General features: G+C 68.2%; 26 protein-coding genes. 9 read left to right on the forward strand and 17 right to left on the reverse strand.

The features are described from left to right. The first annotated feature begins 40 nt into the window (after positions 1–40). On the forward strand, positions 41–1513 hold the full coding sequence (locus tag ACLKOY_RS09310) for an alanine/glycine:cation symporter family protein (protein WP_436453373.1): 1473 nt from the start codon (positions 41–43) through the stop codon (positions 1511–1513). A gap of 87 nt (positions 1514–1600) precedes the next feature. On the opposite strand, the gene nhaA is transcribed toward ACLKOY_RS09310, so the two are convergent. From nhaA to ACLKOY_RS09325, 3 genes are all read right to left on the reverse strand, one after another. Further along, on the reverse strand, positions 1601–2875 hold the full coding sequence (gene nhaA / locus ACLKOY_RS09315) for a Na+/H+ antiporter NhaA (protein WP_436453374.1): 1275 nt from the start codon (positions 2873–2875) through the stop codon (positions 1601–1603). 64 nt (positions 2876–2939) lie between these two features. After that, positions 2940–3113, reverse strand: a complete 174-nt coding sequence (locus ACLKOY_RS09320) for a hypothetical protein (RefSeq protein ID WP_164481681.1) — start codon at positions 3111–3113, stop codon at positions 2940–2942. Between the two features lie 32 nt (positions 3114–3145). Continuing rightward, positions 3146–3487, reverse strand: a complete 342-nt coding sequence (locus tag ACLKOY_RS09325) for an ArsR/SmtB family transcription factor (RefSeq protein ID WP_436453375.1) — start codon at positions 3485–3487, stop codon at positions 3146–3148. A gap of 83 nt (positions 3488–3570) precedes the next feature. Between ACLKOY_RS09325 and ACLKOY_RS09330 the strand changes: the two genes are divergently transcribed. From ACLKOY_RS09330 to ACLKOY_RS09345, 4 genes are all read left to right on the forward strand, one after another. Beyond that, positions 3571–4908, forward strand: coding sequence for an FAD-dependent oxidoreductase (locus ACLKOY_RS09330; RefSeq protein WP_436453376.1), 1338 nt, complete (start codon positions 3571–3573; stop codon positions 4906–4908). Then, positions 4905–5312 (forward strand): arsenate reductase ArsC, encoded by a 408-nt coding sequence (locus ACLKOY_RS09335; RefSeq protein ID WP_056510466.1) that lies wholly within the window; start codon positions 4905–4907, stop codon positions 5310–5312. The genes ACLKOY_RS09330 and ACLKOY_RS09335 overlap by 4 nt, the downstream gene beginning before the upstream one ends. Before the next feature lie 258 nt (positions 5313–5570). Continuing rightward, entirely contained in the window at positions 5571–6926 is a 1356-nt protein-coding gene (locus tag ACLKOY_RS09340; RefSeq protein WP_436453377.1) for a TrkH family potassium uptake protein, read from the forward strand. Between the two features lie 32 nt (positions 6927–6958). Beyond that, entirely contained in the window at positions 6959–7654 is a 696-nt protein-coding gene (locus tag ACLKOY_RS09345) for a potassium channel family protein (RefSeq protein ID WP_436453378.1), read from the forward strand. A gap of 149 nt (positions 7655–7803) precedes the next feature. Here ACLKOY_RS09345 and ACLKOY_RS09350 read toward each other — a convergent pair whose 3' ends face one another. The 3 genes from ACLKOY_RS09350 to fdxA are packed head-to-tail and all read right to left on the reverse strand — an operon-like array spanning position 7804 to position 9314. Then, positions 7804–8433 (reverse strand): superoxide dismutase, encoded by a 630-nt coding sequence (locus ACLKOY_RS09350; protein WP_140035927.1) that lies wholly within the window; start codon positions 8431–8433, stop codon positions 7804–7806. 21 nt (positions 8434–8454) lie between these two features. Continuing rightward, complete coding sequence (locus tag ACLKOY_RS09355; RefSeq protein ID WP_436453379.1) at positions 8455–8991, reverse strand: flavin reductase family protein; 537 nt, start codon at positions 8989–8991, stop codon at positions 8455–8457. After that, positions 8988–9314: a ferredoxin gene (gene fdxA / locus ACLKOY_RS09360; RefSeq protein WP_042538086.1), complete on the reverse strand. Its 327-nt coding sequence runs from the start codon at positions 9312–9314 to the stop codon at positions 8988–8990. Before fdxA ends, ACLKOY_RS09355 begins: the two co-directional genes overlap by 4 nt. A 79-nt stretch (positions 9315–9393) precedes the next feature. On the opposite strand from fdxA, the gene soxR reads away from it, so the two are divergent. Next, positions 9394–9876 (forward strand): redox-sensitive transcriptional activator SoxR, encoded by a 483-nt coding sequence (soxR, locus tag ACLKOY_RS09365; protein WP_436453380.1) that lies wholly within the window; start codon positions 9394–9396, stop codon positions 9874–9876. Positions 9877–9901: 25 nt separating this feature from the next. Here the strand turns inward: soxR and ACLKOY_RS09370 are convergent, their stop codons facing one another. The 6 genes from ACLKOY_RS09370 to ACLKOY_RS09395 form a co-directional block, all read right to left on the reverse strand. Then, positions 9902–12148 carry a glycoside hydrolase family 3 N-terminal domain-containing protein gene (locus tag ACLKOY_RS09370; RefSeq protein WP_436453381.1) on the reverse strand — a complete coding sequence of 749 codons (2247 nt, stop codon included), beginning with the start codon at positions 12146–12148 and terminating at the stop codon, positions 9902–9904. Then, positions 12148–13269, reverse strand: coding sequence for an ABC transporter permease (locus ACLKOY_RS09375; protein ID WP_436453382.1), 1122 nt, complete (start codon positions 13267–13269; stop codon positions 12148–12150). Before ACLKOY_RS09375 ends, ACLKOY_RS09370 begins: the two co-directional genes overlap by 1 nt. Before the next feature lies 1 nt (position 13270). Beyond that, a complete protein-coding gene (locus ACLKOY_RS09380; RefSeq protein ID WP_436453383.1) occupies positions 13271–14356 on the reverse strand; it encodes an ABC transporter permease in 1086 nt (361 codons plus the stop codon). Beyond that, positions 14353–15159: an ABC transporter ATP-binding protein gene (locus ACLKOY_RS09385; protein ID WP_436453384.1), complete on the reverse strand. Its 807-nt coding sequence runs from the start codon at positions 15157–15159 to the stop codon at positions 14353–14355. The genes ACLKOY_RS09380 and ACLKOY_RS09385 overlap by 4 nt, the downstream gene beginning before the upstream one ends. Further along, entirely contained in the window at positions 15156–15980 is an 825-nt protein-coding gene (locus ACLKOY_RS09390; RefSeq protein WP_436453385.1) for an ABC transporter ATP-binding protein, read from the reverse strand. The genes ACLKOY_RS09385 and ACLKOY_RS09390 overlap by 4 nt, the downstream gene beginning before the upstream one ends. Before the next feature lie 122 nt (positions 15981–16102). Then, entirely contained in the window at positions 16103–17770 is a 1668-nt protein-coding gene (locus tag ACLKOY_RS09395; RefSeq protein WP_436453386.1) for an ABC transporter substrate-binding protein, read from the reverse strand. Positions 17771–17936: 166 nt separating this feature from the next. Here ACLKOY_RS09395 and ACLKOY_RS09400 point away from each other — a divergent pair, with 166 nt between their 5' ends. Next, the gene (locus ACLKOY_RS09400) at positions 17937–18584 is read left to right on the forward strand and encodes a TetR/AcrR family transcriptional regulator (RefSeq protein ID WP_140035918.1); all 648 of its coding nucleotides are present in this window, start codon (positions 17937–17939) and stop codon (positions 18582–18584) included. Between the two features lie 10 nt (positions 18585–18594). After that, a complete protein-coding gene (locus ACLKOY_RS09405) occupies positions 18595–19809 on the forward strand; it encodes an amidohydrolase (protein WP_436453387.1) in 1215 nt (404 codons plus the stop codon). Between the two features lie 116 nt (positions 19810–19925). Here ACLKOY_RS09405 and moaA read toward each other — a convergent pair whose 3' ends face one another. Beyond that, positions 19926–21011: a GTP 3',8-cyclase MoaA gene (gene moaA, locus ACLKOY_RS09410; RefSeq protein WP_436453388.1), complete on the reverse strand. Its 1086-nt coding sequence runs from the start codon at positions 21009–21011 to the stop codon at positions 19926–19928. Positions 21012–21310: 299 nt separating this feature from the next. On the opposite strand from moaA, the gene ACLKOY_RS09415 reads away from it, so the two are divergent. Beyond that, positions 21311–21841, forward strand: coding sequence for a hypothetical protein (locus ACLKOY_RS09415; protein ID WP_436453389.1), 531 nt, complete (start codon positions 21311–21313; stop codon positions 21839–21841). Positions 21842–21886: 45 nt separating this feature from the next. On the opposite strand, the gene ACLKOY_RS09420 is transcribed toward ACLKOY_RS09415, so the two are convergent. Genes ACLKOY_RS09420 through ACLKOY_RS09435 form a run of 4 tightly spaced genes read right to left on the reverse strand, consistent with a single transcriptional unit; the run spans position 21887 to position 24897 of the window. Continuing rightward, a complete protein-coding gene (locus ACLKOY_RS09420; protein WP_436453390.1) occupies positions 21887–22942 on the reverse strand; it encodes a sulfate/molybdate ABC transporter ATP-binding protein in 1056 nt (351 codons plus the stop codon). Then, on the reverse strand, positions 22939–23727 hold the full coding sequence (gene modB / locus ACLKOY_RS09425; protein WP_436453391.1) for a molybdate ABC transporter permease subunit: 789 nt from the start codon (positions 23725–23727) through the stop codon (positions 22939–22941). Before modB ends, ACLKOY_RS09420 begins: the two co-directional genes overlap by 4 nt. Continuing rightward, on the reverse strand, positions 23724–24503 hold the full coding sequence (gene modA, locus ACLKOY_RS09430; RefSeq protein ID WP_436453392.1) for a molybdate ABC transporter substrate-binding protein: 780 nt from the start codon (positions 24501–24503) through the stop codon (positions 23724–23726). Before modA ends, modB begins: the two co-directional genes overlap by 4 nt. Position 24504: 1 nt before the next feature. Then, positions 24505–24897 (reverse strand): TOBE domain-containing protein, encoded by a 393-nt coding sequence (locus tag ACLKOY_RS09435; RefSeq protein ID WP_436453393.1) that lies wholly within the window; start codon positions 24895–24897, stop codon positions 24505–24507. Between the last annotated feature and the right edge of the window lie 54 nt (positions 24898–24951).

Genomic DNA, 24951 nt, shown 5'->3' on the forward strand with positions numbered 1-24951 from the left:
AATATCCCAGCGCCCTGCAGCATCCCGCCATACTGATGCAATGGACGCGCTCAACGACTTCGTGCTCTCCGCCGGCGACGGACTCTGGACGTGGGTGGTGCTGCCGATCCTCGTGGTCCTCGGCCTCTACTTCACCGCCAGGTCAGGTGTCGTCCAGTTCCGGATGATCCCCGAGATGTTCCGCACTCTCACCGATCGCACCCCGCGCAAGGAGAACGGCGAGCCGCAGTCCGTCTCGGCGTTCCAGGCGTTCACCATCTCAGCGGCGTCTCGCGTCGGCGTGGGCAACATCGCAGGCGTGGGCACCGCGATCGCCATCGGCGGACCGGGCGCGATCTTCTGGATGTGGTCCATGGCGTTCATCGGCGGCGCATCGAGCTTCATCGAGTCGACGCTCGGCCAGGCGTTCAAGGTGCGTGACAAGGACGGCTTCCGCGGCGGTCCCGCGTATTACATGCAGCACGGCCTCAAGGCCCGCTGGATGGGCATCCTGTTCGCAGTGATCCTGATCATCTGCTTCCCGTTCGCGTTCAGCTCCCTGCAGGCGAACACGATCAGTGCGACCATCTCATCGAGCTTCGGCGGCGAGATCGGGTGGATCCCGTGGGTCATCGGCGCTGTGCTCGCGGTGCTCACCGCCCTCGTCGTCTTCGGCGGCATCCGTCGCATCGCCAGCGTCACTCAGGCTGTCGTTCCGGCGATGGCACTGGGCTACCTGCTGCTCGGCCTCGTGATCGTCGGCATGAACTTCGAGCGCCTCCCCGAGGTCTTCGCCTCGATCTACACCCAGGCGTTCGGATTCAACGAGGTCGTCGGCGCCGCGCTCGGAACCATCATCATGACGGGCGTCAAGCGCGGCATGTTCTCGAATGAGGCCGGACTCGGTTCCGCCCCGAATGCCGGAGCCAGCGCGGCCGTGACGCACCCGGTGAAGCAGGGGCTCGTGCAGACGCTCGGCGTCTACTTCGACACGTTCCTCGTGTGCTCGATCACCGCGTTCATCATCCTCGTCTCGACGCCGGACCTCGCGAACGCGACCCGGGGGATCGGCCTCACTCAGAACGCGATCGTCGGCAACCTCGGCGAGTGGTCGAACGTGCTCCTGAGCATCATCATCTTCCTGCTGGCGTTCAGCTCGATCCTCGGCAACTACTACTACGGCGAATCGAACATCGAGTTCATCAGCAGCAAGCCCTCGGTCCTCACCGCCTACCGCGTGCTCGTGGTCGCGATCATCTTCCTCGGCTCGATCGCCTCGGCGGACATCATCTGGAACACGGCCGACGGCATCATGGGGCTGATGGCGGTCGTCAACCTCGTCGCCATCGCACTGCTGTCGGGCATCGCGTTCAAGCTGCTGCGCGACTACTCCGATCAGCGCCGTGCAGGACTCGACCCCGTCTTCACCCGGGCGCGCATGCCCGAGGTCACCGGCATCCAGTGCTGGGAGGACGAGCTGAGCGTCACCGGCCCGATCCCGGTGCAGGGCGAGCAGCGCTCGCGCCGCGGCTGAGCGGATTCAGCCGCCGGCCGACACTGCCCGACACCGATCTCGCCGGGGGTCGCGGCGCCCCTGTACCTTTTGCGAGCCCCTGTCTGGTCAGACCTCGAGTCGCGTCCGTCGTGCCACGGCATGCCGCTGGGCGAGGATGCCGCCGCCGACGACCGCTGCGCTGAGCGACCCGAGCAGGACGCCGATCGTGACGTGCTCGTCGGCGACCGAGCTCGACCTGTAGGCGAACTCGGCGACGAGCAGCGAGACGGTGAATCCGATTCCCGCGATGAAGACCATGCCCGTCAGGTCGGGCCAGCGCAGCGTCTCGTCGAGACGCAGCGCCGGCACGCGACTGAGCAGGAAGGTGGTCGCGAGAATGCCGATCGGCTTGCCCAGGACGAGTCCGACGATGATTCCGATCGCGATCGGGTCGGTGAGTGCCGATCGCAGTCCTTCGACCCCGCCGATGGTGACTCCGGCGGCGAAGAACGCGAAGACCGGCACCGCGAACAGCGTCGCCACGACGCCCCACCGATCGGCGAAGTGAGGGGCCAGGCCGTCGTAGATCGGCTCGCCGTCGGCATCCTCGCCGCGGTGCACGCGTGCGCGCTCGGTGGGCACCACGGGCACGACGAAGCCCAGCAGCACACCGGCGACGGTCGCGTGGATTCCTGCGGCGTGGATGCAGACCCAGACCGCTACCGCGAGGGGCAGGAGGATCCACCACGCACGGACGCCCTTCTGCACGAGGAAGGCGAATCCGGCGAGCGGAAGCAGCGCGAGCGTGAGCCACGGGAAGCTGATCGTGTCGGTGTAGAACGTCGCGATGATCGTGATCGCGATCAGATCGTCGATGATCGCGAGCGTCAGCAGGAAGACGCGCAGCGCAGGCGGCAGGAACTTGCCGACCACGGCGATCACGGCCACGGCGAAGGCGATGTCCGTCGCGGTCGGGATCGCCCAGCCGCGCAGGGCGTCACCGTCGCCGGCGTTGATCACGGCGAAGATGACCGCCGGGACGATCACCCCGCCGACGGCCGCGGCGATCGGCAGGGCTGCCTGACGCGGGTCGCGCAGGCGGCCGGTGACGAACTCCTCCTTCAGCTCGAGACCGACGACGAAGAAGAAGATCGCCAGCAGCCCATCGGCCGCCCAGGCGCCGACGCTGAGGTCGAGGTGCAGTTCGGGGATGCCGAAGGTGAAGTCGCGCACGGACTCGTACCACGACACCGCGGAGGTGTTGGCGAGGATCAGCGCAGCGACGGTGGCGGCGAGCAGGAGCGAGCCACCGAGGACGTCGCTGCGGGCGTTGTTGCGGATGCCACGCCACAGCTCATGCGGAGCCAGACGGAAGCGGGAACGGGTGGAAGAAATGGACACGAAGAGACCTCACGCGGGAGAAGGGGTGAACGGCGCGGAAGACCACACCCCATCGAGGCGTGATCTAGTCGCGTGGCGGCGGGCAGCCCGCGATCTCACCGTGCGAGAGTGTGCCCCAGACGCTGGTCCAGCCGTTCGTGCCCGGGTGCATGACGACCCGCATCGACTTCCTCATCGGGGTCGCCGAACGCAGCTCATGCGGAGCGCGCGTCGAGCCTGCGATCGAGAGAAGGGCCACAGAGCCAGCCTACCGCGGAGCGCCTGAGCGAATCAGACCTGTCGCAGCGCCTCGCCCGCCGCGTCGAGCGCGCCATCGGCGAGGGAGAAGTACGCCCACTTGCCGCGCTGCTCGCGAGTGACGAGGCCGGCATCGGACAGGAGCTTCATGTGGTGCGAGACGGTGCCCTGCGACAGGCCGACCGGATCGGTGAGATCGCAGATGCAGGCTTCGCCGCCCTCTGCCGACGAGATGAGTGACAGCAGGCGGATGCGCGTCGGGTCTCCGAGCGCTTTGAACAGGTGCGCGATGCGCTCGGCCTCGGCGACGGGCAGGGCGGCTGCAGCACCCGGCGCGCAGCACGAAGTCTGCTGGATGGTCACCGGAAGCGTCATGCGACCATCCTCGCACGCATTGACATTCTTCGATACGTGCGCGACGCTTCTCATATTGATGATTTTCAATCTGAGGAGGTGCGATGTCTGAACTGCCCGTCGTCGTGATCGGAGCGGGGCCGCAGGGCCTTGCCGCAGCAGCACATCTGGTCGAGCGCAGAGAAGACGTCGTGGTCGTCGAACGGGGACGCGAGCCTGCGAGCGCCGTCTCCGAGTGGGGCCACGTGCGCCTGTTCTCGGCATGGCCGGAGCTGACCGACGACGCCGCGCGTCGCCTGCTCGAGCCGACGGGGTGGAGCGCTCCGGCGTCGGGCTACCCGACCGGGGCGGAGTGGGTGAGCGGCTACCTGGCGCCGCTCGCGGGTGCCCTGGGAGGCCGCATCCGCTACGCGACGACCGTCACAGGAGTCGCCCGCCAGGGGCGCGACAAGGTCGTCGACGCAGGGCGCAAGAGTTCGCCGTTCGTCGTGCACACCGTCGACGTCGACGGAATCGAGTCCCGCATCCTCGCCCGTGCCGTCGTCGATGCGAGCGGCACGTGGGGCACGCCGAATCCGGCAGGCGCCGACGGCTTCCCCGCGGTCGGCGAGAGGGCGGCATCCGACCTCATCTCGTATCGCATCCCGGACGACGTGTCAGAGCTCGCCGGCGAGCACGTCGTCGTCGTGGGGGCGGGACATTCCGCCACCCATGCAGTGCTGCGCCTGAGTGAGCTCGCTCGCCGGGCGCCGGGAACCCGCGTGACCTGGCTGCTGCGCCGCGGCAGCGCCGCGAACGTCTTCGGTGGCGGCACCGGCGACGAGCTGCCGGAGCGCGCCGCACTGGGCTCCCGCGCACGCAAGGTCATCGACGCGGGCGTGGTCGAGCTGGTCACGGGATTCCGCGTCGCGGAGTTCCGCGCGGGGGGCGACGGCATGACGATCGTCGCTGAGGACGGCCGCGAGGTGGCGGCTGTCGGACGGGTGTTCGCGCTCACCGGGTTCCGGCCGGACACCGGCATCCTGCGGGAGCTGCGCACCGACCTCGACTCCTCTCTCGAGGCCGTCGCCGGCATTGCCGCACAGATCGACCCGAACATCCACTCGTGCGGCTCGGTGTCGGCGACCGGCGCACGCGAGCTCGCGCAGCCAGAGCCCGGGCTCTTCATCGTCGGTGCGAAGTCGTATGGCCGCGCGCCGACATTCCTCGCGCTGACGGGGTACGAGCAGGTGCGCAGCGTCGCCGCACACCTGGCCGGAGATCATGAGGCCGCAGCGCGCAAAGACCTCACGCTCCCCGACACCGGCGTCTGCGGCGGATCGGGCGACTTCGGTGAAGCGGATGCCGGAAGCTGCTGCGCTGCACCGAGCGTGCTCCAGATCGGCAGGATTCCGTCGACGTCGCCCGAACCCGCGCGCTCGCTTACCCTGGAGACATCATGACGACCACCACCAAGCCCTCCGTCCTCTTCGTGTGCGTGCACAATGCGGGCCGCTCGCAGATGGCCGCGGGCTTCCTCCGCGACATCGCCGGAGACCGCATCGAAGTGCGCTCGGCCGGCTCCATGCCCGCCGACCAGATCAACCCGATCGCAGTCGAGGCGATGGGCGAGCTCGGCATCGACATCACCGCCGAGCAGCCCAAGGTGCTCACGACCGAGGCCGTGCAGGCATCCGATGTCGTCATCACGATGGGATGCGGCGACGCCTGCCCGTTCTTCCCCGGCAAGCGCTACGAGGACTGGAAGCTCGACGACCCGGCCGGCCAGGGCATCGACTCCGTGCGACCGATCCGCGATGAGATCCGCCGCCGCATCGAGGAGCTGACGGGCGAGCTGCTCGCCTGACGCCGGGGCTCGGCCTCAACGTCAGCTGCGCCTCGGGCCGCGGCATCAGGTGCGCCTCGGGAGGAGAACTGCGCCTCGGGAGGACGGATGCCGTGGCATCCTCCTCCCGAAGGGTTGACCTCCTCCCGCAGGGGCGCCCTGCTCTCGAGGGGGATCTCCTCCCGACGGGGGATCTCCTCCCCCAGGGGCGACCTCGGGCAGCGGCACGCCCCGGGTGCGTCGTTCCGTCGTGCCCCCGGATACGGGTAGTGTCCATCCGTGACCCTGCTCCGTCGCGCCGCCGGTCGGCGTCGTAGTCTCGCCCCCGCCCAGGTCATCGCCGCCGGGTTCGGAGCGGTGATCATCGCGGGGACGCTGCTGCTCATGCTGCCGATCTCGTCGAGCGACGGCACCTGGACGCCGCCCATCGATGCCCTGTTCACCGCGACCTCCGCCGTCTGCGTGACGGGGCTCGTGGTCGTCGACACCGCGGTCTTCTGGAGCCCCTTCGGCAAGGTCGTGATCCTGGCACTGATCCAACTCGGCGGCTTGGGCATCATGCTCTTCGCGGCGCTCGTCGGCCTCGTGCTCGCTCGACGCCTGTCCGTCCGATCGCGGGTGCTGGCGAGCACCGAGACGAAGACACCGGGCGCGGGAAGCATGAAGCGCATCGCCACCGGCATCCTCGTCACCACCCTCGTGATCGAGGTGATCGTGGCGGTCGTGCTGTTCGTGCGATTCCTCACGGGCTATGGCTACGACCCCGCGCGTGCGGCATGGCATGCCGTGTTCCATGCCGTCTCCGCATTCAACAACGCGGGATTCGCCCTCTACACAGACAGCCTGATGGGCTTCGTCGGCGACCCGTGGGTGTGCCTGCCGATCTGTGGGGCGATCATCCTCGGCGGCCTCGGATTTCCGGTGCTTCGGCAGCTACGACGGGAGTTCCGCCGCCCGCTGCACTGGACGATGAACACCCGCATCGTCCTGTCGGCGACGATCGCGCTGCTCGTGATCGGCACCGCGTACGTACTGCTGTTCGAGTGGGACAATCCGGGAACGCTCGGTGCGCTCTCACCCGGCGACAGGATCCTCGCTGGGTTCTTCCACTCCGTGCAGGCGCGTACGGCCGGCTTCAACTCCGTCGACATCACGCAGATGCACGATGAGACCTGGCTCGGAACCGACGTGCTGATGTTCATCGGCGGCGGACCGGCCGGCACGGCCGGCGGCATCAAGGTCACCACCTTCGCGGTGCTCTTCTTCATCATGTGGACGGAGCTGCGCGGCGGTGCGGCGGTGAACATCTTCGGAAAGCGGCTCTCTCGCGCCGTCCACCGTGAGGCGATCACCGTCGTGATCGTCGCACTCGGCGCGGTCATGGCCGGGGTCATCGCGATCCTGGCGATGACCGATTTCGATCTCGACCGCGTGCTGTTCGAGGTGGTGTCGGCCTTCGGCACCGTCGGCCTCTCGGCGGGGATCACGGCAGATCTGCCGCCGGCCGCGCACCTGATCCTCGTCGCACTCATGTTCCTCGGCAGGCTCGGACCCCTGACGCTGGGTTCTGCTCTGGCCTTGCGCGAAAGACCCACCGCCTACGATCTTCCTAAAGAGCGCCCCGCGATCGGCTGATCGACGCACTCACCACGTACGAAAGGACCCTCGTGTCCAAGTTCCTCTCCTTCAGGCAGGATGCCCGGCGGATCGCCGAGGCCGACTCCGTGGCCGTCATCGGCCTGGGCCGATTCGGCACCTCGCTCGCCCTCGAGCTGATGGCGTCGGGCACCGAGGTGCTCGGGATCGACGCCGACGAAGATCTGGTGCAATCGCTCAACGGCCAGCTCACCCAGGTGGTGCGTGCCGATTCGACGCGCATCGACGTGCTCGAGCAGCTGGCGATCGGCGAGTTCGACCGGGTCGTCGTCGCGATCGGCAGCGATGTCACCGCATCGATCCTCACCGCCTCGCTGCTGCTGACCATGAAGGTGCCCGTGATCTGGGCGAAAGCCGTCGATGAACGACACGGCGCCGTGCTCGAACAGCTCGGTGTGCACCGCGTCATCTATCCCGAGAAGGACATGGGGCGTCGCGTCGCACACCTCGTGCGCGGCGCCGCGGCCGACTATCTCGAGATCGATCGAGGCTACGCCGTGGTGAAGACCGTCGCGCCCTCGCACCTGCAGGGCATCACCCTCACAGACGGCGCGGTGCGCTCGTCCTACGGCGTCACGATCGCGGCGTACCGCTCGACGCATGGCGAGTGGCGCAATGCCGAGGCGACCACGGTGCTGGGCGACGGCGACGTCGTGCTCGTGGTCGGACCCACGCGCGAGGTCGAGAGGTTCGCCCAGCTGCGCTGATCGGTGAGGTGCCGCCGCCGGCACGGATGGCGCGGCACGGCACGGTACGGATGGCTGGGAATCGCCCGGCGGGCTGACGGATGCCGCGGCATTCGCCAGCCCACCGGGAATCGGTCAGCCGAATGGGCTGTCGACGGGGTGTTCGTGACTCAGCGGGCGACGATGAGCCCGGCGGTCTTCTCCTGCACCGCCTGGAACCGACGCTGCACGTCAGACCAGTTGACGAGCTCCCAGAACGCCTTGACGTAGTCGGCGCGCACGTTGAGGTAGTCGAGGTAGTAGGCGTGCTCCCAGACGTCGAGCTGCAGCAGCGGGGTGACGCCGAGCGGCGCATTGCCCTGCTGGTCGAAGAGCTGGAAGATGACCGGACGGGCGCCGACGCTGTCCCACGCGAGCACGGCCCAGCCCGAGCCCTGCACGCCGAGCGCGGTGGCCGTGAAGTGGGCGCGGAAGGCGTCGATCGAGCCGAACGCGTCGGTCAGTGCCGCCTCGAGCTCACCCTCGGGGTTGCCGCCGCCGTCGGGCGAGAGGTTCTCCCAGAACACGGAGTGGTTGATGTGGCCGCCGAGGTTGAAGGCGAGGTCCTTCTCGAGCTTGTTCACCGCGGCGAAGTCGCCCGAGTCGCGGGCCGCGGCCAGCTGCTCGAGGGCGGTGTTTGCGCCGGTCACGTAGGCCTGGTGGTGCTTCGAGTGGTGCAGCTCCATGATCTTGCCCGAGATGTGCGGGGCGAGAGCCGAGTAGTCGTACGGCAGCTCGGGGAGGGTGTACGCAGAGGTCATGCTGTTCCTTTCGGTGGGGTTTCAGTGCTGGTCGTGCGAGTTCTGGTCGTTCGACAGCGAGTGGAATCGGCGGTCGAGGTAGACGAGCGGTCGGCCCGGCCGCCCGAGCAGCACCTCGTCGATCTCGGCGACCACGACGGTCGATGAGCCGACCGCGACCGTCGACATCGTGTGGCCGCGCATCGCGGCGCGGGCCTCGGCGAGGTACGGCTCGCCGGTCGGAAGTGTGCTCCACCCCTGTTCGGGCGTGAAACGGTCGGCGCCGCTCACCGCGAAGCTCTGCGCAAGGGCCGAATGCTCGTCGTCGATCAGGTGCACGACGAACGACTCGGCGTTGAGGATCGACCCTGCACTGCCGGTCGCCCTCGTGACCGAGAAGACGATCGCTGCGGGGTCGACCGCGACGGACGCGACGCTGGATGCCGTGAGCCCGACCGGGCCCGCGGGCGTCGACGCCGTGATGATCGCGACTCCCGCCGGATGCGCACGGAACGCGGCCTTGAGTCCTTCACCGACCTCGGAGGGGACCGGCGCTGCGGGATGCTGCTGACTGCTCATTCGGGTGCCTCCTGGGGCGGAAGTGCGGAGATGATCGGGTGGTCGCGCTCGATGATGCCGAGCTTCGCGGCGCCACCGGGGGATCCCAGTTCGTCGAAGAACTCGACGTTGGCCTTGTAGTAGTCCTGCCATTCTTCCGGCAAGTCGTCTTCGTAGTAGATCGCCTCGACGGGGCAGACGGGTTCGCACGCACCGCAGTCGACGCATTCGTCGGGGTGGATGTACAGCGAACGCTCGCCCTCATAGATGCAGTCAACAGGGCACTCGTCGATGCACGCACGATCCTTGACATCGACGCAGGGAAGGGCGATCACGTAGGTCATAGGGTGGCGGTCTCCGTTCGGGTCACGGTTGCAACCGTATGACCTCAAGTACACTTGAGGTCAAATCGAGGAGGTCGGGATGACCGCAGACGCCGACACGGACCGCAGCGCCCACGGCCCTGACGAGCCGCTGACGATCGGCGAGATGAGCAGGCGCACCGGGGTAGCTCCCTCGGCCCTGCATTTCTACGAGAGTCTCGGCCTCATCGCCTCGACCCGCACGGCCGGCAACCAGCGTCGCTACGCCCGCCACATGCTGCGACGGGTCTCACTCATCACGGTGGCGAAACGCCTCGGCATCCCCCTCGCCGACGTGCAGCACGCGTTCGCCGACGTGCCGCTGACGCAGACACCGAGCCACGAGGACTGGCGGCGCGCATCACGACGCTGGAAGCGGGAGCTCGAGAAGCGCCGAGAGGGCATCGAGCGCCTCGAACGCGAGCTCACCGGATGCATCGGCTGCGGCTGCCTGTCGATGAAGGCGTGCGGCCTGCTCAACCCGGGTGACACGCTCAGCAGCCAGGGCGCGGGCCCGCAGCGCCTGCGCGACGAGGACGCCTGAGCAGCGCCCCCGTCGCGATCGCGAGTCAAGCCACGGTGAACCCGGCGCTCAAGAGCACCTCGTCGCGCGAGCTCGGGCCGACGAGCAGCTCGAACGCGCCGGATTCGACGCGACGGATGCCGGCGGCATCCACGATCGAGCACTCCGCGACCGACAGCTCGAGGCGCACGCGCGCCGACTCCCCCGGTGCGAGGTCGACCTGACGGAAGGCCTTGAGCTCCCGGTCGGCCCAGCTCACACTCGTGATGGAGTCGCGCACATAGACCTGCACTGTCTCGCGCACCGGACGCGCACCCGTGTTCGTCACCGTCACATCGGCGACGATCGTGTCGTCACGGCCCAGCGTCGTCGATGCGAGCGTCAGCTCGCCGTACGACACCGTCGAGTACGAGAGCCCCTCACCGAACGCCCAGGCCGGAGACTGCGTGAGGTCGGCATAGCGGTCGCCGTGCTGTCCGCGGATCTGGTTGTAGTAGGTCGGCTGCTGGCCGACGTGGCGTGCGAACGAGATCGGCAAGCGCCCTGACGGCTCGACCGCCCCCGAGATGATCTCGGCGAGCGCGCGGCCGCCCTGCATGCCCGGGTTCGCCGCCCAGATGACGGCCGCGGCCTGCGACACGGATGCCGGCAGCACGAGCGGCTTCGAGGCGAGCAGCACGACCACCACGGGCGTGCCCGTCGCGATCAGCGCGTCGAGCAGGGCGTTCTGCCCGCCGATCAGTTCGAGCGTCGCGGTCGAGCGCCCTTCGCCGACGAGCTCGATGCGGTCACCGACCACAGCGACGACGACATCGGATGCCGCGGCAGCCGCCACAGCCTCGGCGATCAGCGCCTCGTCGGGTGCGCTCGGCACGACGACCGAGGGGCGGGGCTGTCCGTCGGGGAACTTCGCACCGCGAGGGTCTTCCTCGAGCGTGAGGATCTCAGCGCCGCGCGCATGCGTGACCGCCCATCCGTCGACACCCGCGATGCCGTCGAGCACGGTGGTGATCATCTCGCGCGGCTGTCCGTCGAGCCACCCGGCCTGACCCGAGCCACCCGCCCAGTCACCCAGCTGCGTCTGCGCGTCGTCGGCGAGCGGCCCGACCACGGCGACCTTCAGGGGCGACGCGGCGTCGAGCGGCAGAGTCCCGTCGTTCTCGAGCAGCACGATCGAGCGGCGGGCGGTCTCGAGGTTGAGCTCGGCGTGCGCGGCGCTGCCGACCACGGCATCCAGGTCGTCCTGCGGCAGCCGCGGGTCTTCGAACAGGCCGAGCTCGAACTTCAGGGTGAGGATGCGGGCGACCGCGTCATCGAAGGCGTCCTCCGCGAGGAGCCCGTTCGACACCGCTTCGAGTGCGCCCTCGAAGAAGCCAGGGGTGTTCATGACCATGTCGTTTCCGGCGCTGACGGCAGCCGCCGAGGCGTGCGCGTAGTCGGGCTGCACGTGCTGCTCCCACACCATGCGGCCGACGTTGTCCCAGTCGGTGATGAGGGTGCCGGTGTAGCCCCACTCGCCGCGCAGCACGTCGCTGAGCAGCCAGTCGTTGACCGTGATCGGCACGCCGTCGGTGGTCTGGTAGCCGAGCATGAACGTGCGGCATCCCTCGCGGGCGACGCGCTCGAACGGCGGCAGGAACCACGACCGCAGCTTGCGCCGCGAGATGTCGGCCTCGCTCGCATCGCGCCCGCCCTGCGTCTCGGAGTACCCGGCGAAGTGCTTGGCCGTCGCGAGAATCGCGGTCGGGTCGTCGAGGCCGTCGCCCTGGTAGCCGCGCACCATGGCCGAGGCGAGCTCGCCGATCAGGAACGGATCTTCGCCGAAGGTCTCGTCGATGCGGCCCCAGCGCAGGTCGCGCGCGATGCAGAGCACCGGTGAGAACGTCCAGTGGATGCCGGTGGCCGCGACCTCGACCGCGGTCGCCCGCGCGACCTTCTCGACCAGCTCGGCATCCCACGTCGCCGCCATGCCGAGCTGAGTGGGATAGATGGTCGCGCCGGGCCAGAAGGAGTGGCCGTGGATGCAGTCCTCGGCCACGAGCAGCGGGATGCGGAGCCGCGTCTGGGAGGTCAGCTCGTTCGCCCGGATGATGCGCTCGGGCGAGGTGTGCAGGATCGAGCCGACGTGCTTGCCCAGCACATGGTCGTCGAGGTCGTCGCGGGCGTCGAGCTGCAGCATCTGCCCGACCTTCTCCTCGACGGTCATGCGGTCGAGCAGGTCGGCCACGCGCGCGGCGATCGGCAGTTCGGGGTCGAGGTAGGGCAGGGATTCGGTCAGAGTCTGAGAGGTCATCACTTCGTGTTCTGTGTCTTCGTATCGTGTGTCTGGTTCGTCTTGGAGTCCGCGGCGCTCTGCACGGTACCCGAGTCGGTCATCGGAACGCTGCGCACCGCCGTCACCGGGTCGTTCACGTTGAGCCCCTTCTTCTTCATCGCACGGGCGCGCTCACCCGCCGACCGCAGCCTCGGGTTGACGTACTCGTCGATGCCGAAGTTGATGAGCGACAGCGCGACGCCGATGATCGCGATGCAGAGGCCGGCGGGCACGTACCACCACCACAGCCGCGGGAAGGCGCCGTTCTGCTGCGCCCAGAAGAGGATCGTGCCCCAGTTGAGGTTGCTCACCGGGATCACGCCGATGAAGGCGAGGGTGGTGAGGCCGAGGATCGCCGCGGTCACCGTGCCGACGAAACTCGACGCGATCAGCGCCATGAGGTTCGGCAGCATCTCGACCGTGATGATGCGGTGCAGCGGTTCGCCGTTGGCGCGGGCCGCCTGGATGAAGTCGCGGTTGCGCAGCGACATGGTCTGCGCGCGCAGCACGCGCGCACCCCACGCCCACCCCGTGAGCCCGAGCACCGCGGCGATCACGATCAGCGGTGGGTTCTCGAACTGCGAGGCGACGATGATGATCAGCGGGATGCCGGGGATCACCAGGAAAACGTTGGTGAGCGCCGAGAGCGACTCGCTCTTCCACCCGCGCACGTATCCGGCGATGACACCGATCGTGATGGCGATGATCGTGGCGATGATGGCCGAGAGGAAGCCGACCACGACGACGCCGCGCGTGCCGAAGATGAGCTGGCTGAGCACGTCTTCACCCATGTGCGTGGTGCCGAGCCAGTGATCGAGTGACGGCGGCTGGCGAAGTGCCGTGCGGTCCTTCTGCGTGGGCCCGTACGGCGCGAGCAGCGGGGCGAAGATCGCGATCAGCACGAACACCCCGAGGATGATCAGGCCGGCGATCGACTTCGGGTTGCGGAACATCGCGAACGACTGCGCGAGCTGCGACCAGAACGTCTTGCGCGGGGGCGTCGCGTCGCTCGCAGTGCGGAACGTCGCGGTCTCCGGCATCCCGGTGGGGATCGTGCTGCCGTCCGGGGCCGTGGTGTCGGTCGAGGTGGGAACGCTCATGTCAGGCCTCCGTCTGGCGCGTGCGCGGGTCGAGGTATGCGTAGACGATGTCCGCCAGGATGTTAGCGACCAGCACCGACAGCGTGATCACCAGGAACACGCCCTGCATGAGGGCGAAGTCCTTCGCATTGGTGGCGTCGAGCAGCAGCTTGCCGACACCCGGGTAGCTGAAGACCATCTCCATGACGATCGTGCCGCCGACGATGAATCCGATCGAGAGCGCGAAGCTCTGGATCTGCGGCAGCACCGCGTTGCGGGCGGCGTAGGCCCACAGAACGCGCCTGTTCGGCATGCCCTTGGCCTGTGCGACCGTGATGTAGTCCTCGTCGAGCACCGTGAGCATCATGTTGCGCATGCCCAGCATCCATCCGCCGAGCGACGCGATGATGATCGTGACCGCCGGCAGGGTGCCGTGCATGATCACCTGGCCGATGAAGTCGAGGCTCCACTCGGGTGACTGGCCCTTGTCGTAGGCGTGCGACGACGGGAACCACTTGAGCGTCGACGAGAAGATCGCGATCGCGATGAGTCCGAGCCAGAAGTAGGGGATGGTGTTGAAGAAGGTCGTGATCGGGATGAGCGCGTCGAGCCTGCTGCCGCGCTTCCAGCCGACGATCGCGCCGCCCACCGTGCCGAGCGCGAACGAGATGATCGTCGCGATGCCGACCAGGCCGAGCGTCCACGGCAGAGCAGATGCCAGCACCTCGGTCACGGGCCGCAGACCGTGCAGCGTCGAGATGCCGAGATCGCCGCGGAACAGCATGGCCCAGTAGTCGAGGTACTGCTGCCACATCGACTTGTCGGTGTCGATGCCGAGCAGGACGCGCAGCGAGTCGGCCGCCTCGGGGCTGACGTTGCGGTTGCGCGCGAGATACGAGCTGACCGCGTCGCCCTTCATGAACCGGGGCAGGAAGAAGTTGATCGTTATGGCCGCCCACAGGGTGAACAGGTAGAACCCGGCGCGTCCGGCGAAGAACCGCCAGGGCACGAGCTTCCTCCCCTTCTGCGCGGTGGTCGCGGTGGTGCCGACCTCGAGTGCGTCGCGGTCGTCGTCGGCGAGCGGAAGCTGAGGGGATGCGGTGGTCACAGTGCACCTCCGTGCGATCCGGTCGTCGCGAAGTGCTTGTCGGGGTCGGGAGACGCCGCCCGCAGCTCGCGCGTGTAAGGGTCCTGCGGGTTGAGGATGACGTCGTCGGCATCGCCGTACTCGACGACGCGACCCTGGTTGAGCACCATGATCTTGTCGCTGAAGTGCCGCGCGGTGGCGAGGTCGTGCGTGATGTAGAGCACTCCGAGTCCCTCTTCGCGCTGCAGGTCGGCGAGCAGGTTCAGCACCCCGAGGCGGATCGACACGTCGAGCATCGACACGGGCTCGTCGGCGACGAGCAGCGACGGGCGTGACGCGAGGGCACGCGCGATGGCGACGCGCTGACGCTGGCCGCCGGAGAGCTCGTGCGGACGACGGTCGATCACGGCATCCGCATCGAGGCGCACGCGCTCGAGCAGCCGGCGCACCTCGGCCTCGGTCTCGTTCTTGGGCACCACGTCGTCGAGCCGGATCGGCCGCTCGAGGTGGTATCTGATCGAGTGGTACGGGTTGAGCGAGGCGAAGGGATCCTGGAAGACCATGCGCAGCTGCTGGCGGTACTTCCGCAGGCCCTTGCCGCGCCGGGGAATGGGCTTGCCGTCGAGCCGCACCTCGCCCGACGTGGGCGTCTCCAGCTGGGTGAGGATCTTCGCGATGGTCGACTTGCCGCTGCCCGACTGACCGACGAGACCGATGGTCTGGCCGGAGTTCAGGGTGAAGCTGACGTTGTCGAGAGCCTTGAGCTGACCGGCTCCTCTGACGTTGTAGACCTTGGTGACCTCGGCGAACTCGAGAGTGGTCATCGGGTCAGCACTCCTCTCGCACCGGTGAGACGGGGGAACGACGACAGCAGGGTCTTCGTGTAGTCGTTCTGCGGGTTCGTCCAGATCTGCTCGGCAGAGGCGAGCTCGACGATCTCGCCCTCGCGCATGATCGCGATGCGGTCGCTGATCTCGAGCAGCAGGGGCAGATCGTGGGTGATGAAGATGACCGAGAAGCCGAACTCATGACGCAGCTGCGAGATCTGCTTGAGGATCTCGCGCTGCACGAGCACGTCGAGAGCGGTGGTCGGCTCGTCCATGACCATCAGCTGAGGGCGAAGAGCCAGCGCCATCGCGATCATGACGCGCTGGCGCATGCCGCCCGAGAGCTCGTGCGGGAACGAGCGTGTGCGCTGACGGCCGACCTTGACGATCTCGAGCAGCTCCTCGGCCTCGGCCCTGCGCTGCTTGCGATTCATGCCGGGACGGTGGATCTCGAACACGTCCTCGAGCTGCGAGCCGATCGTCGCCACCGGGTTGAGTGCGTTCATCGCACCCTGGAACACCATCGACACCTTGTCCCAGCGGAACTTCTGCATCGCATCGACGTCGAGCGCGTTGATGTCGACATCGGCACCGGATGCATCGTGGAAGGTCACGCTGCCGCCCGCGATCACGGCCGGTGCCCGCAGCAGGCGCTGCACGCCGTACGCGAGAGTGGTCTTGCCGCATCCGCTCTCTCCCGCGAGACCGAGGATCTCTCCTCGCTGCAGTTCGAGCGTCACGTTCTTCACCGCCTCGACAGGTGGGTCGACGTCGTACACGACGGAGAAGTCGCGCACGGTGAGCAGGGGTTCTGGCATGAGGGGTCCTTCGTCGGTCGGGTGGGGCGCGTTTCGTCTCGCTCCGCTCGCTCAACGACCGGGAATCACCGGTCGTTGAGCGAGGAGCGAAGCACCGAGACGAAACGCGCCCTCGGGACTTATTACTCGGCCGGCTTCAGCTTCGTGAGGATCTGCACGATGTTCTGCTGAGTCGGGTCGCCCGAGGCATACGGGTCCTCCTCCGAAGGCCACCCGACGTAGTTGCGGGTGTTGTACTCGCCGAGCAGCGGGTGCGCGCCGAGCGGGATCGCCGGAACCTGCTCGACGAAGATCTGCTCGAGCGTCGTGATGGCCGCGGTGCGCTCGTCATCGGACGACGCGTTGGCGTAGGTGTTGAGCGCCTCGGTCGCCGCGGGGTCTTCGAAGCGACCGAAGTTGAATCCGGCGATGCCCTCGGGCGAGATCCAGCGCGGGTCCATCGTCGACGTGTAGAGGCCGTAGGCCGTGCCGCTGTCTTCGAGCCAGTGGATGATGGCCGAGAACGAGCCATCGTCGCGGGGTCCTGCCCAGCCGCCCCAGTCGGGCATGTCGATCTTGACCTCGGCGCCGATCGACTCGTTGACGTCCTCAGCGATGAGCTCCTGTGCGGTGTTCCAGTCGCTCCAGCCCGAGGGCACCGAGAGCGTGAACGAGACAGGCGTGCCGTCGGGGTCGATCAGCGCGTCGTCCTTCCACGTGTAGCCGGCGCTCTCGAGCAGATCGCGCGCCTTCTCGGCGTCGACCGAGTACTCCTGGCCCTGGAACTCGGGCTGGATCTCGTCTTCGAGGATCGACGAGAGTCCGGTGACCGACCAGACCGGCTCGCTCGCGCCCTCGCGGGCGATGTCGACGTAGGCGTCGCGGTCGATGACCCAGGCGAGGGCCTGGCGGAACGCCACGTCGTCGAACGGCTTCTGCTGCAGGTTCATGAACAGCGTCGCAGAGCCGGTGGTCGGCGCCACGAAGAACTTGTTGTGCTCGGGGTCGGCGTCGAGGAACTGCTCCTGGATCTGCGGGATGAACGCCTGCGCCCAGTCGGCCTCGCCCTGCGCGAGTGCGGTGGTCAGAGCGGTGTTGTCGCCGTATGAGACGTAGTGCAGCTCGGGAACAGCGAGGTCGCCGGCCCAGTAGTCGTCGCGCGCCTCGAGGGTGACCGACTCTGTCGACCAGTTCGACAGCGCGTAGGGGCCGGTGCCGACCAGGTCGTCGCCCTTGACGGGGTCGGTGGCGGGCTCGTCGAGGTTCTCCCAGATGTGCTTGGGCACGATCGGCACGTGCAGCACGCGGGCCTGGTTCACGTACTTCGACTCGCCGAAGTTCAGAGTCACGGCGTCGCCGTCGACGGTCGCGCCCTCGAACTTGAGGCCCGCGGTGTCGAGCGCCGGGGTCGAGACGAGCTCGTAGGTGAAGACGATGTCGTCGGCGGTGAAGGGCTCGCCGTCGCTCCAGGTGACGTCCTTGCGAGGCACGACGGTGAGGGCCGTGTAGTCGTCGTTCCACTCGATGCTCTCGGCGAGCCAGGGGGTGACCCCGCGATCGCCGGTCTGGTTCACGAGGGCGAGGGTCTCGAAGATGACCTTGCCGTAGCCGTACTTCGACGCCGACGAGTCGCCGACGTAGGGGTTGTTCGACTCGGTGGTGATCGCACCGTCGGGCTTGGCGATCGTCAGGGCCGCACCACCGGCTCCGCTGTCTGCGTCGTTCGATCCGCCGGCTGCGCAGCCGGCGAGGGCCGAGACGCCGAGGGCGGAGATCGCCGCGACAGCGATCATGGACTTTCTGAGCTTCATTGCTTCTCCTTGGGCACGGGTCGTTGTGCTGTGTGGCTGTCGGTGCGCGGGCATCCGACCTCATTCGCTTACTGGCGAGAAAGTAAGCTGGTGCGAGGTTACCCGCCAGTAAGTAGAGTTGGCAAGTACGATCCAGTGCAGGATTCGGTGCAGAAGAGGATGGACCATGTCGAAGGATGCTGTCGCCCACACGTCCGTCCGGCCTGCCACCCGCGAGAAGCGCGAGCAGATCCTCAAAGCCGCCGTCGAGATCTTCGGCAACAAGGGTTCGACGAACGGCACCCTCGCCGATGTGGCCGAGCAGGTGGGCATCACCCACGCCGGTGTGCTGCACCACTTCGGCTCGAAGCAGAAGCTGCTGCTCGAGGTGCTCGCCTACCGCGACCAGGCCGATGTCGAGGACCTCGCCGAGAAGCACATCCCCGGCGGGCCCGAGCTCTTCCTGCACCTGGTGCGCACGGCAGTCGCGAACGAGCTGCGTCCCGGCATCGTGCAGGCCTACACCGTGCTGTCGTCGGAGTCGGTGACCGACAACCACCCCGGCCGCGAGTACTTCGAAGAGCGCTACACGACGCTGCGGCGCGAGGTGACCGACGCGTTCCACCTGCTGTGCGCGCAGGAGGGTGTGACAGAGCCCGACACCGTGGCCACCGCCGCGGCCAGCATCCTCGCGGTGATGGACGGCCTGCAGCTGCAGTGGCTGCTGCACCGCGATGTCTTCGATCTGGGCGAGGCCAGCGAGTTCGCGATCCGCTCGATCGTCAACGGCGTGCTGCACCCCGGACCGACACTGGAGTCGTACCGCCGCGACTAGGCTCGGGGCCATGACGATCGACCTCGAAGCGCTCTACACAGACCTGCACCAGCACCCTGAACTGTCGTTCCAGGAGACGCGCACCGCTGGCATCGCCGCCGGTCACCTGCGTGATCTCGGCCTCGAGGTGCACGAGGGCATCGGCGTCACCGGCGTGGTCGGCATCCTGCGCAACGGCGAAGGCCCGGTCGTCTGGGCACGCGCCGACATGGACGCGCTGCCCGTCGGCGAAGAGACAGGCCTCGCCTATGCCAGCACCGCGACCGGCATCGACCCCGCCGGCAACACCGTGCCCGTCATGCACGCCTGCGGTCACGACATGCACGTCACCGCCATGATCGGCGCCGTCGAGAAGCTCGTCGCCGAGAAGGCCGACTGGTCGGGAACCGTGGTCGTGCTGATCCAGCCCGCCGAGGAGTACGGCGCCGGATCCCGCGCCATGCTCGACGCCGGGCTGCGCGACCTCGTGCCGCACCCCGACGTCGTCCTGGGCCAGCACGTCACTCCCCTGCCCGCCGGCACGATCGGCGTGCGCCCCGGCACGCAGATGGCGGCATCCGACGGCCTCACCGTCGTGCTGCACGGCCGCGGCGGACACGGCTCGCGCCCGCACTCGACGATCGACCCCGTCGTCATGGCGGCCGCGACCGTCATGCGACTGCAGACCATCACCTCGCGCGAGGTCGACCCCCGCGACGTCGCCGTCGTGACGGTCGGCTCGATCCACGCGGGTCTCAAGAACAACATCATCCCCGCAGAAGCCAAGCTCGAGCTCAGCCTGCGCTACCCGAACGACGAGATGCGCGACAAGGTGCTCGCGAGCGTCGAGCGCATCGTGCGCGCCGAGGCCGCCGCATCGGGAGCAGAGCGAGAGCCCGAGATCCGCACCGACCACACCCTGCCGCCGACGATCAACGATGCGGATGCCACGGCACGCGTCACGTCGGCGCTGCAGCGCGCGCTGGGCGAGGCTGCGGTCATCGACCCCGGCATGTTCACCGGCAGCGAGGACGTCTCGTGGTTCGCACGCGACACCGGGGCGCCCCTGGTGTTCTGGTTCTGGGGCGGCGTCGATGCGGCGAAGTTCGCCGCGGCATCGGCGGCCGGGACCCTCGACAAGGACATCCCGACGAACCACTCGCCCTTCTTCGCACCGGAGATCCACCCGACGATCGACGTCGGCGTCACGGCACTCTCAGCGGCGGCGCGCGAGTTCCTCGGCTGAGGCGGCTTCTCGCCGTTCACAATTCAGCATGAACAGCCGGAACTGCGCCGGATCCGCACTCTGAACGCGCGGAACGCGCGTTCTCTGCTGAATTGTGAACGCGAAGCGGGGCTGACTCAGCCGCCGATGGCGTTCATGCCGCGGGCGGGCTGCAGGAATGACGGGTCGTTGATCGCGTGCCCCGGCAGCTTGCCGTGCACGCAGGAGCGCAGCATGGCGCCGATCCCCTCTGCACGGTGACCCGCATCGGGGGCCTCGTCCCCGCGCAGCACCCCGATCAGGTCGTATTCGGCATTGGAGAACAGGCAGTTGCGCAGCTGTCCGTCGGCCGTCAGCCGCAGTCGGTCGCACGCTCCGCAGAACGGTGCGGTGACCGAGGCGATCACACCGACCTCGTGCGGTCCGCCGTCGATGCGCCACTTCTCGGCCGGTGCTCCGCCGCGTCCGGGAACGGGCTCGAGACTCCACCGCGCGCCGAGCTTCTCGAGGATCTCCTCGCGCGTGACCATCGATGCGCGATCCCACGTGTGCCCGGCGTCGAGCGGCATCTGCTCGATGAAGCGCAGCTGCGCGCCGACCTCCATCGCGAACGCGACCAGGTCGGGCAGCTCATCGTCGTTCACGCCGCGCATCGCGACGGTGTTGAGTTTGAGCGGGCGGAGCTCGGATGCCGCCGCTGCCGCGATGCCCTCGAACACGTCGTCGATGCGGTCGCGGCGGGTGAGGTCGGCGAAGCGCTGACGGTCGACCGTGTCGATGCTGATGTTCAGACGGGTGAGACCGGCCTCGATCAGGTCGGGCAGATGCTTTGCGAGGGTGATGCCGTTCGTGGTCATCGCGACCTCGACGGGGCCGTCCTCGCCCTCGATAGCCGAGACACGTCGCACCACGTCGACGATGTCGGCGCGCAGCAGCGGTTCACCGCCGGTGAGGCGGAAGGTACGGATGCCGAGGGATGCGGCGACCTGCGCCACCTCGACGATCTCGTCGGTCGACAGGATGCTGGTGCGCGCGAGCCATTCGTTGCCCTGCTCGGGCATGCAGTACGTGCAGCGCAGCGAGCAGCGATCGGTCAGCGAGATGCGCAGATCGCGGTGGACTCGGCCGTGCGTGTCGACGAGGCCCTGCGATGCGGGCGCGGCGTCAGCTGCGATCACGGGATTCGGTGAGCGCACACCGATCACGACCGGCACGGCCGTCATCGCGCTTCCCCACTCCCTGACATGTTCCGAGACTACCCGCGCGTGAGGCACGGGGGTCCGCACCGCCGAGAGCACCGGCATATTGCCAGGTCTCCACGGGTCATCAACTCGGTCGACTCTTCCCTCCCTCTTGCTCGCCCCCAGAGACCTGGATAGCTTGAACCCATATTCAGTGTTGAGGCTCAGGGGGAAACATGACCAGATTTCGGTCAGCTCTAGTCGGGACTGGTGTTCTCGCGCTAGTCGCGGCGACATTGGCGCCACTATCGGCTGATCGCGCAGGGGCCGCACCTGGCCCTTTGCCGGGTGTCGCAGCCCAGGCAACAAGCACACCGAGCGCTGAGGAGATCGAGGCCCTCGACCAAGCTGCGGCGAAGAGTGGCGAGATACCGTGGGCAGTTGAGTTCTCCTATGCCGTCGATCGTGTCAAAGAGGCGTTCCCTGACGAGTTCGGTGCCGCTGAAGTGCACGCGGATCAGGCCTCTGGATGGATCGCCTTCGAAGGTGCTGTCCCCGGCGACGCAAGGGAGGTAGTCGCGAACCTGTCTGGGGTCGAACTGCGGGGTGACCTCGGGATGAGCGAAAAGGACATCTCCACGGCGGTAGATCTGATCTTCACTTCACTTCTGCAAACGCACGGCAGCGACTTCGATATCGCGGTCGTTCCGATGCCGGGGGACCATGAGATCGTCGTCGAGTACGTGCAGTCGGAGACGGTGCGTGCGTCCACAGACAGCATCGAAGAGTCGATGCGGTCTGCCACGAAGGCGATCGAGCTCGGCGGATTCACCCTTCGTGCCGAGGCTGTCAACGAGGGCATGAAGGAATAGCTTCTTCAGCACGGCGGGGTGCTTGATCACGAAGCTGGCTGCAGCTCAGAGCACCGCGACGAACCTCACCAGCGCCGGGTCGATCCGCAGACGGATCCCATCGCCGACCGCCACCCCTTCGGCGGCATCCAGCGACAGGTCGACCGCACCCGCATCGGTGTGCACGCGCACGCCTCCCAGCGTGGGCTCGATGCGAGTCACCACGGCCGGCCACGACTCAGGGCCAGCTTCGGCGACCCGCACATTTCCCGGACGGAACACCGCGGCGAGCGCGGCACCGTCCGTCGCAGCGCGCGCACGCGACGCAGGATCCGCGCTGGTCAGCCGCACATCGCCACTGCGCCACGATCCCCCACTCGCGACCCCGACCAGGCGATTCACCCCGGCGATGGAGGCGACGAAACCGGATGCCGGGGCGGCGAGCACATCGCGCACCAACCCCGACTGTGTGACGCGGCCCGACTCGACGACGGTCAACCTGTCGGCGAGTGCGACGGCATCCGCCGCATCGTGCGTGACCGCGACGGTCGTGGTCGAGACGAGCTGGTCGCGCAGCATCCGCCTGATGTCGCCGGCCGTTTCGGGGTCGAGGGCGACGAGCGGCTCGTCGAGCAGTACGACGCGAGGAGATGCGGCGAGTGCCCGAGCTACGGCGACGCGCTGCTGCTCACCCCCGGACAGCTCGTGCGGCATCCGCTCTCCGGACCCGGGGAGCCCGACACGGTCGAGCCAGTCGTCGGCACCCGCACGGGCCGCGCGCGCATCCACGCCCGCCGCACGCGGACCGAAGGCGACGTTCTCGCGCGCCGACAGATGCGGGAACAGCCTCGGCTTCTGCCCCAGCAGGACGACACCTCGGTGCATCGGCTCAGTCCGCACCCGAGGCTTGGCGACGCGATCGACTACGCGTCCCTCGACGCTGATCTCTCCGGCATCTAGCTGTTGGAGTCCGGCGATCGCCTGCAGCAGCGTCGACTTTCCCGCGCCGCTCGGACCCATCACAGCCACGGTCGCACCGACGGGCACCTGCAGCGAGACGTCGACGACGAAGTGCTCACGCTGCACGACGACGCGGGCACGAAGGCCCTCTGTGCCGGTCATCGCGCCGCCCCCGGCCGCCAGCCGCGCACGAGCAGCAGCACGAGGATCGCGGTGGCGAGCAGCAGCAGCGCCAGCGCGACGGCGGCCCCCTGCGTCACTCCTGCGCCGTTGAAGGCGGTGTAGATCGCCAACGGCATGGTCTGTGTGACCCCGGGGCGATTGCCCGCGAACAGCGCAGTGGCTCCGAACTCGCCGATGGCCCGGGCGAAGCACAGCACCACTCCGGCGACGATGCCGGGCGCGGCGAGCGGCAGCGTGATGCGGCGGAGGATCGTCCAGCGTCCGGCGCCCAGAGCCGCCGCCGTGCGCTCGTACTCGACCCCGGAGGTGCGCACGGCACCCTCGACGGCCAGCACCAGGAATGGCAGCGCCACGAAAGTCTGCGCGAGCACGACGGCCGGAGTGCTGAACGAGAGGCCGAGACCGCCGAACCACCCCGCTCGTCCGAACAGGTAGAGCAGCGCGACGCCGCCGACCATGGGCGGCAGCACGAGCGGCACCGTGACGGCCGCCCGCAGCACGGCGGCGAGGCGCGGGCCCGAGCGGGCGATCGTCAGAGCCAGCGGCACGCCGATCACGATGCACAGCAGTGTCGCGATCAGCCCCGTGCCGAGCGAGAGCAGCAGCGCCGAGCGTGCGGCCTCCGACGTGACGTCGGCGATGAAGGTCGACCACTCGACGCGGGCGACGAGAGCCGCGAGCGGCAGGATCAGGAACGCCAAGCCGATCAGTGCCGGGATCGCCAGCGTGCGCGGCGCGTATCCGTGCGAGACCGCGGCGCTCACGGCGCCCCGAAGCCGTGGTCGGCGAGGATCCGCTGGCCCTCTTCGGAGAGCACGAACACGATGAACGCCTCAGCGCCGGCCGAGTTCGATGCCTCAGACAGCGCTGCGATCGGATAGTGGTTGACGACCTCGTCGGCGCCGTCGGGCACGATCGCCTCGACATCGTCCCGCCCGACCACGTCGGTGGCATAGACGAGCCCGGCGTCCGCTTCACCGGCTGCGACCTTGGTGAGCACCGCGGTGACGTTCTGCTCGAGGCTCGCTGCGTCGACATCGACTCCGGCCGACGACAACAGGCTCGTGGATGCCGCACCGCAGGGCACCTCGGGCGCGCAGAGCACCGTCGTGACGTCGGCCAGATCGGCGAGGGTCTCGACGCCGCCGGGGTTGCCGACGGGAACCGCGATCACCAGCGTGTTGGAGGCGAACAGGGTCGGGTCGACCGCGGCATCCTCGAGCTTGCGCATGTTGGCCTCGTCCGCCGAGGCGAACACGTCGGCGGGTGCACCCTCGAGCAGCTGGGTGACCAGCGTCGACGATCCGTCGTACACGCCGGTGAACCCGACGTCGGGATTCTCCTGCTCGAACGCGTCGCCGATCTCGTCGAAGGCGTCGGACAGCGACGCGGCCGCATAGACCGTGACCTCGCCGCTCACCGCGCCCCCGGCTGCGCCATCAGGGCCAGCGGGTGTCGGCGCCTCACCCGCGCACCCGGTCAGTGCCAGCGCGGCGGCAGCCAGTGCGATCGCGATGGTTGAGCGCGGCGTGCGGAGCATGTCAGGCCTTCGGTACGTCGACGACGACCTGCGTCGCCTTGACGGATGCCGTGGCGAGCGAACCCACCTCGAGGTGCAGATCGCGTGCCGCTTCGGCCGACATGAGGGAGACGACGCGATGCGGGCCGGACTGCAGGTCGACCTGCGCCATCACACCGTCGATCTGCACACGGGTCACGATGCCGACGAAGCGGTTGCGGGCGCTCGAGTGGGCATCGCTCGTCTCGTGTGCCTCATCGGCCAGCTCGACTGCCCGTGCCGCGAGTGCATCGCCCGGGATCTCGGCAGGAACGGCATCCGTCGTCGGGAGCAGGCCCTGATCGACCCAGCGCCGCACGGTGTCGTCGCTCACGCCGAGCAGCTGCGCGGCGCGGGCGATTCGAAAGGTCTGCATGCGTGAACATTACCGTGAATGCGGGTGTTGGAGGCAGAATCGACCGCATCTGCG

This window comes from Microbacterium sp. K2, assembly GCF_051365005.1.
Taxonomy (GTDB): Bacteria; Actinomycetota; Actinomycetes; order Actinomycetales; family Microbacteriaceae; genus Microbacterium; species Microbacterium foliorum_B.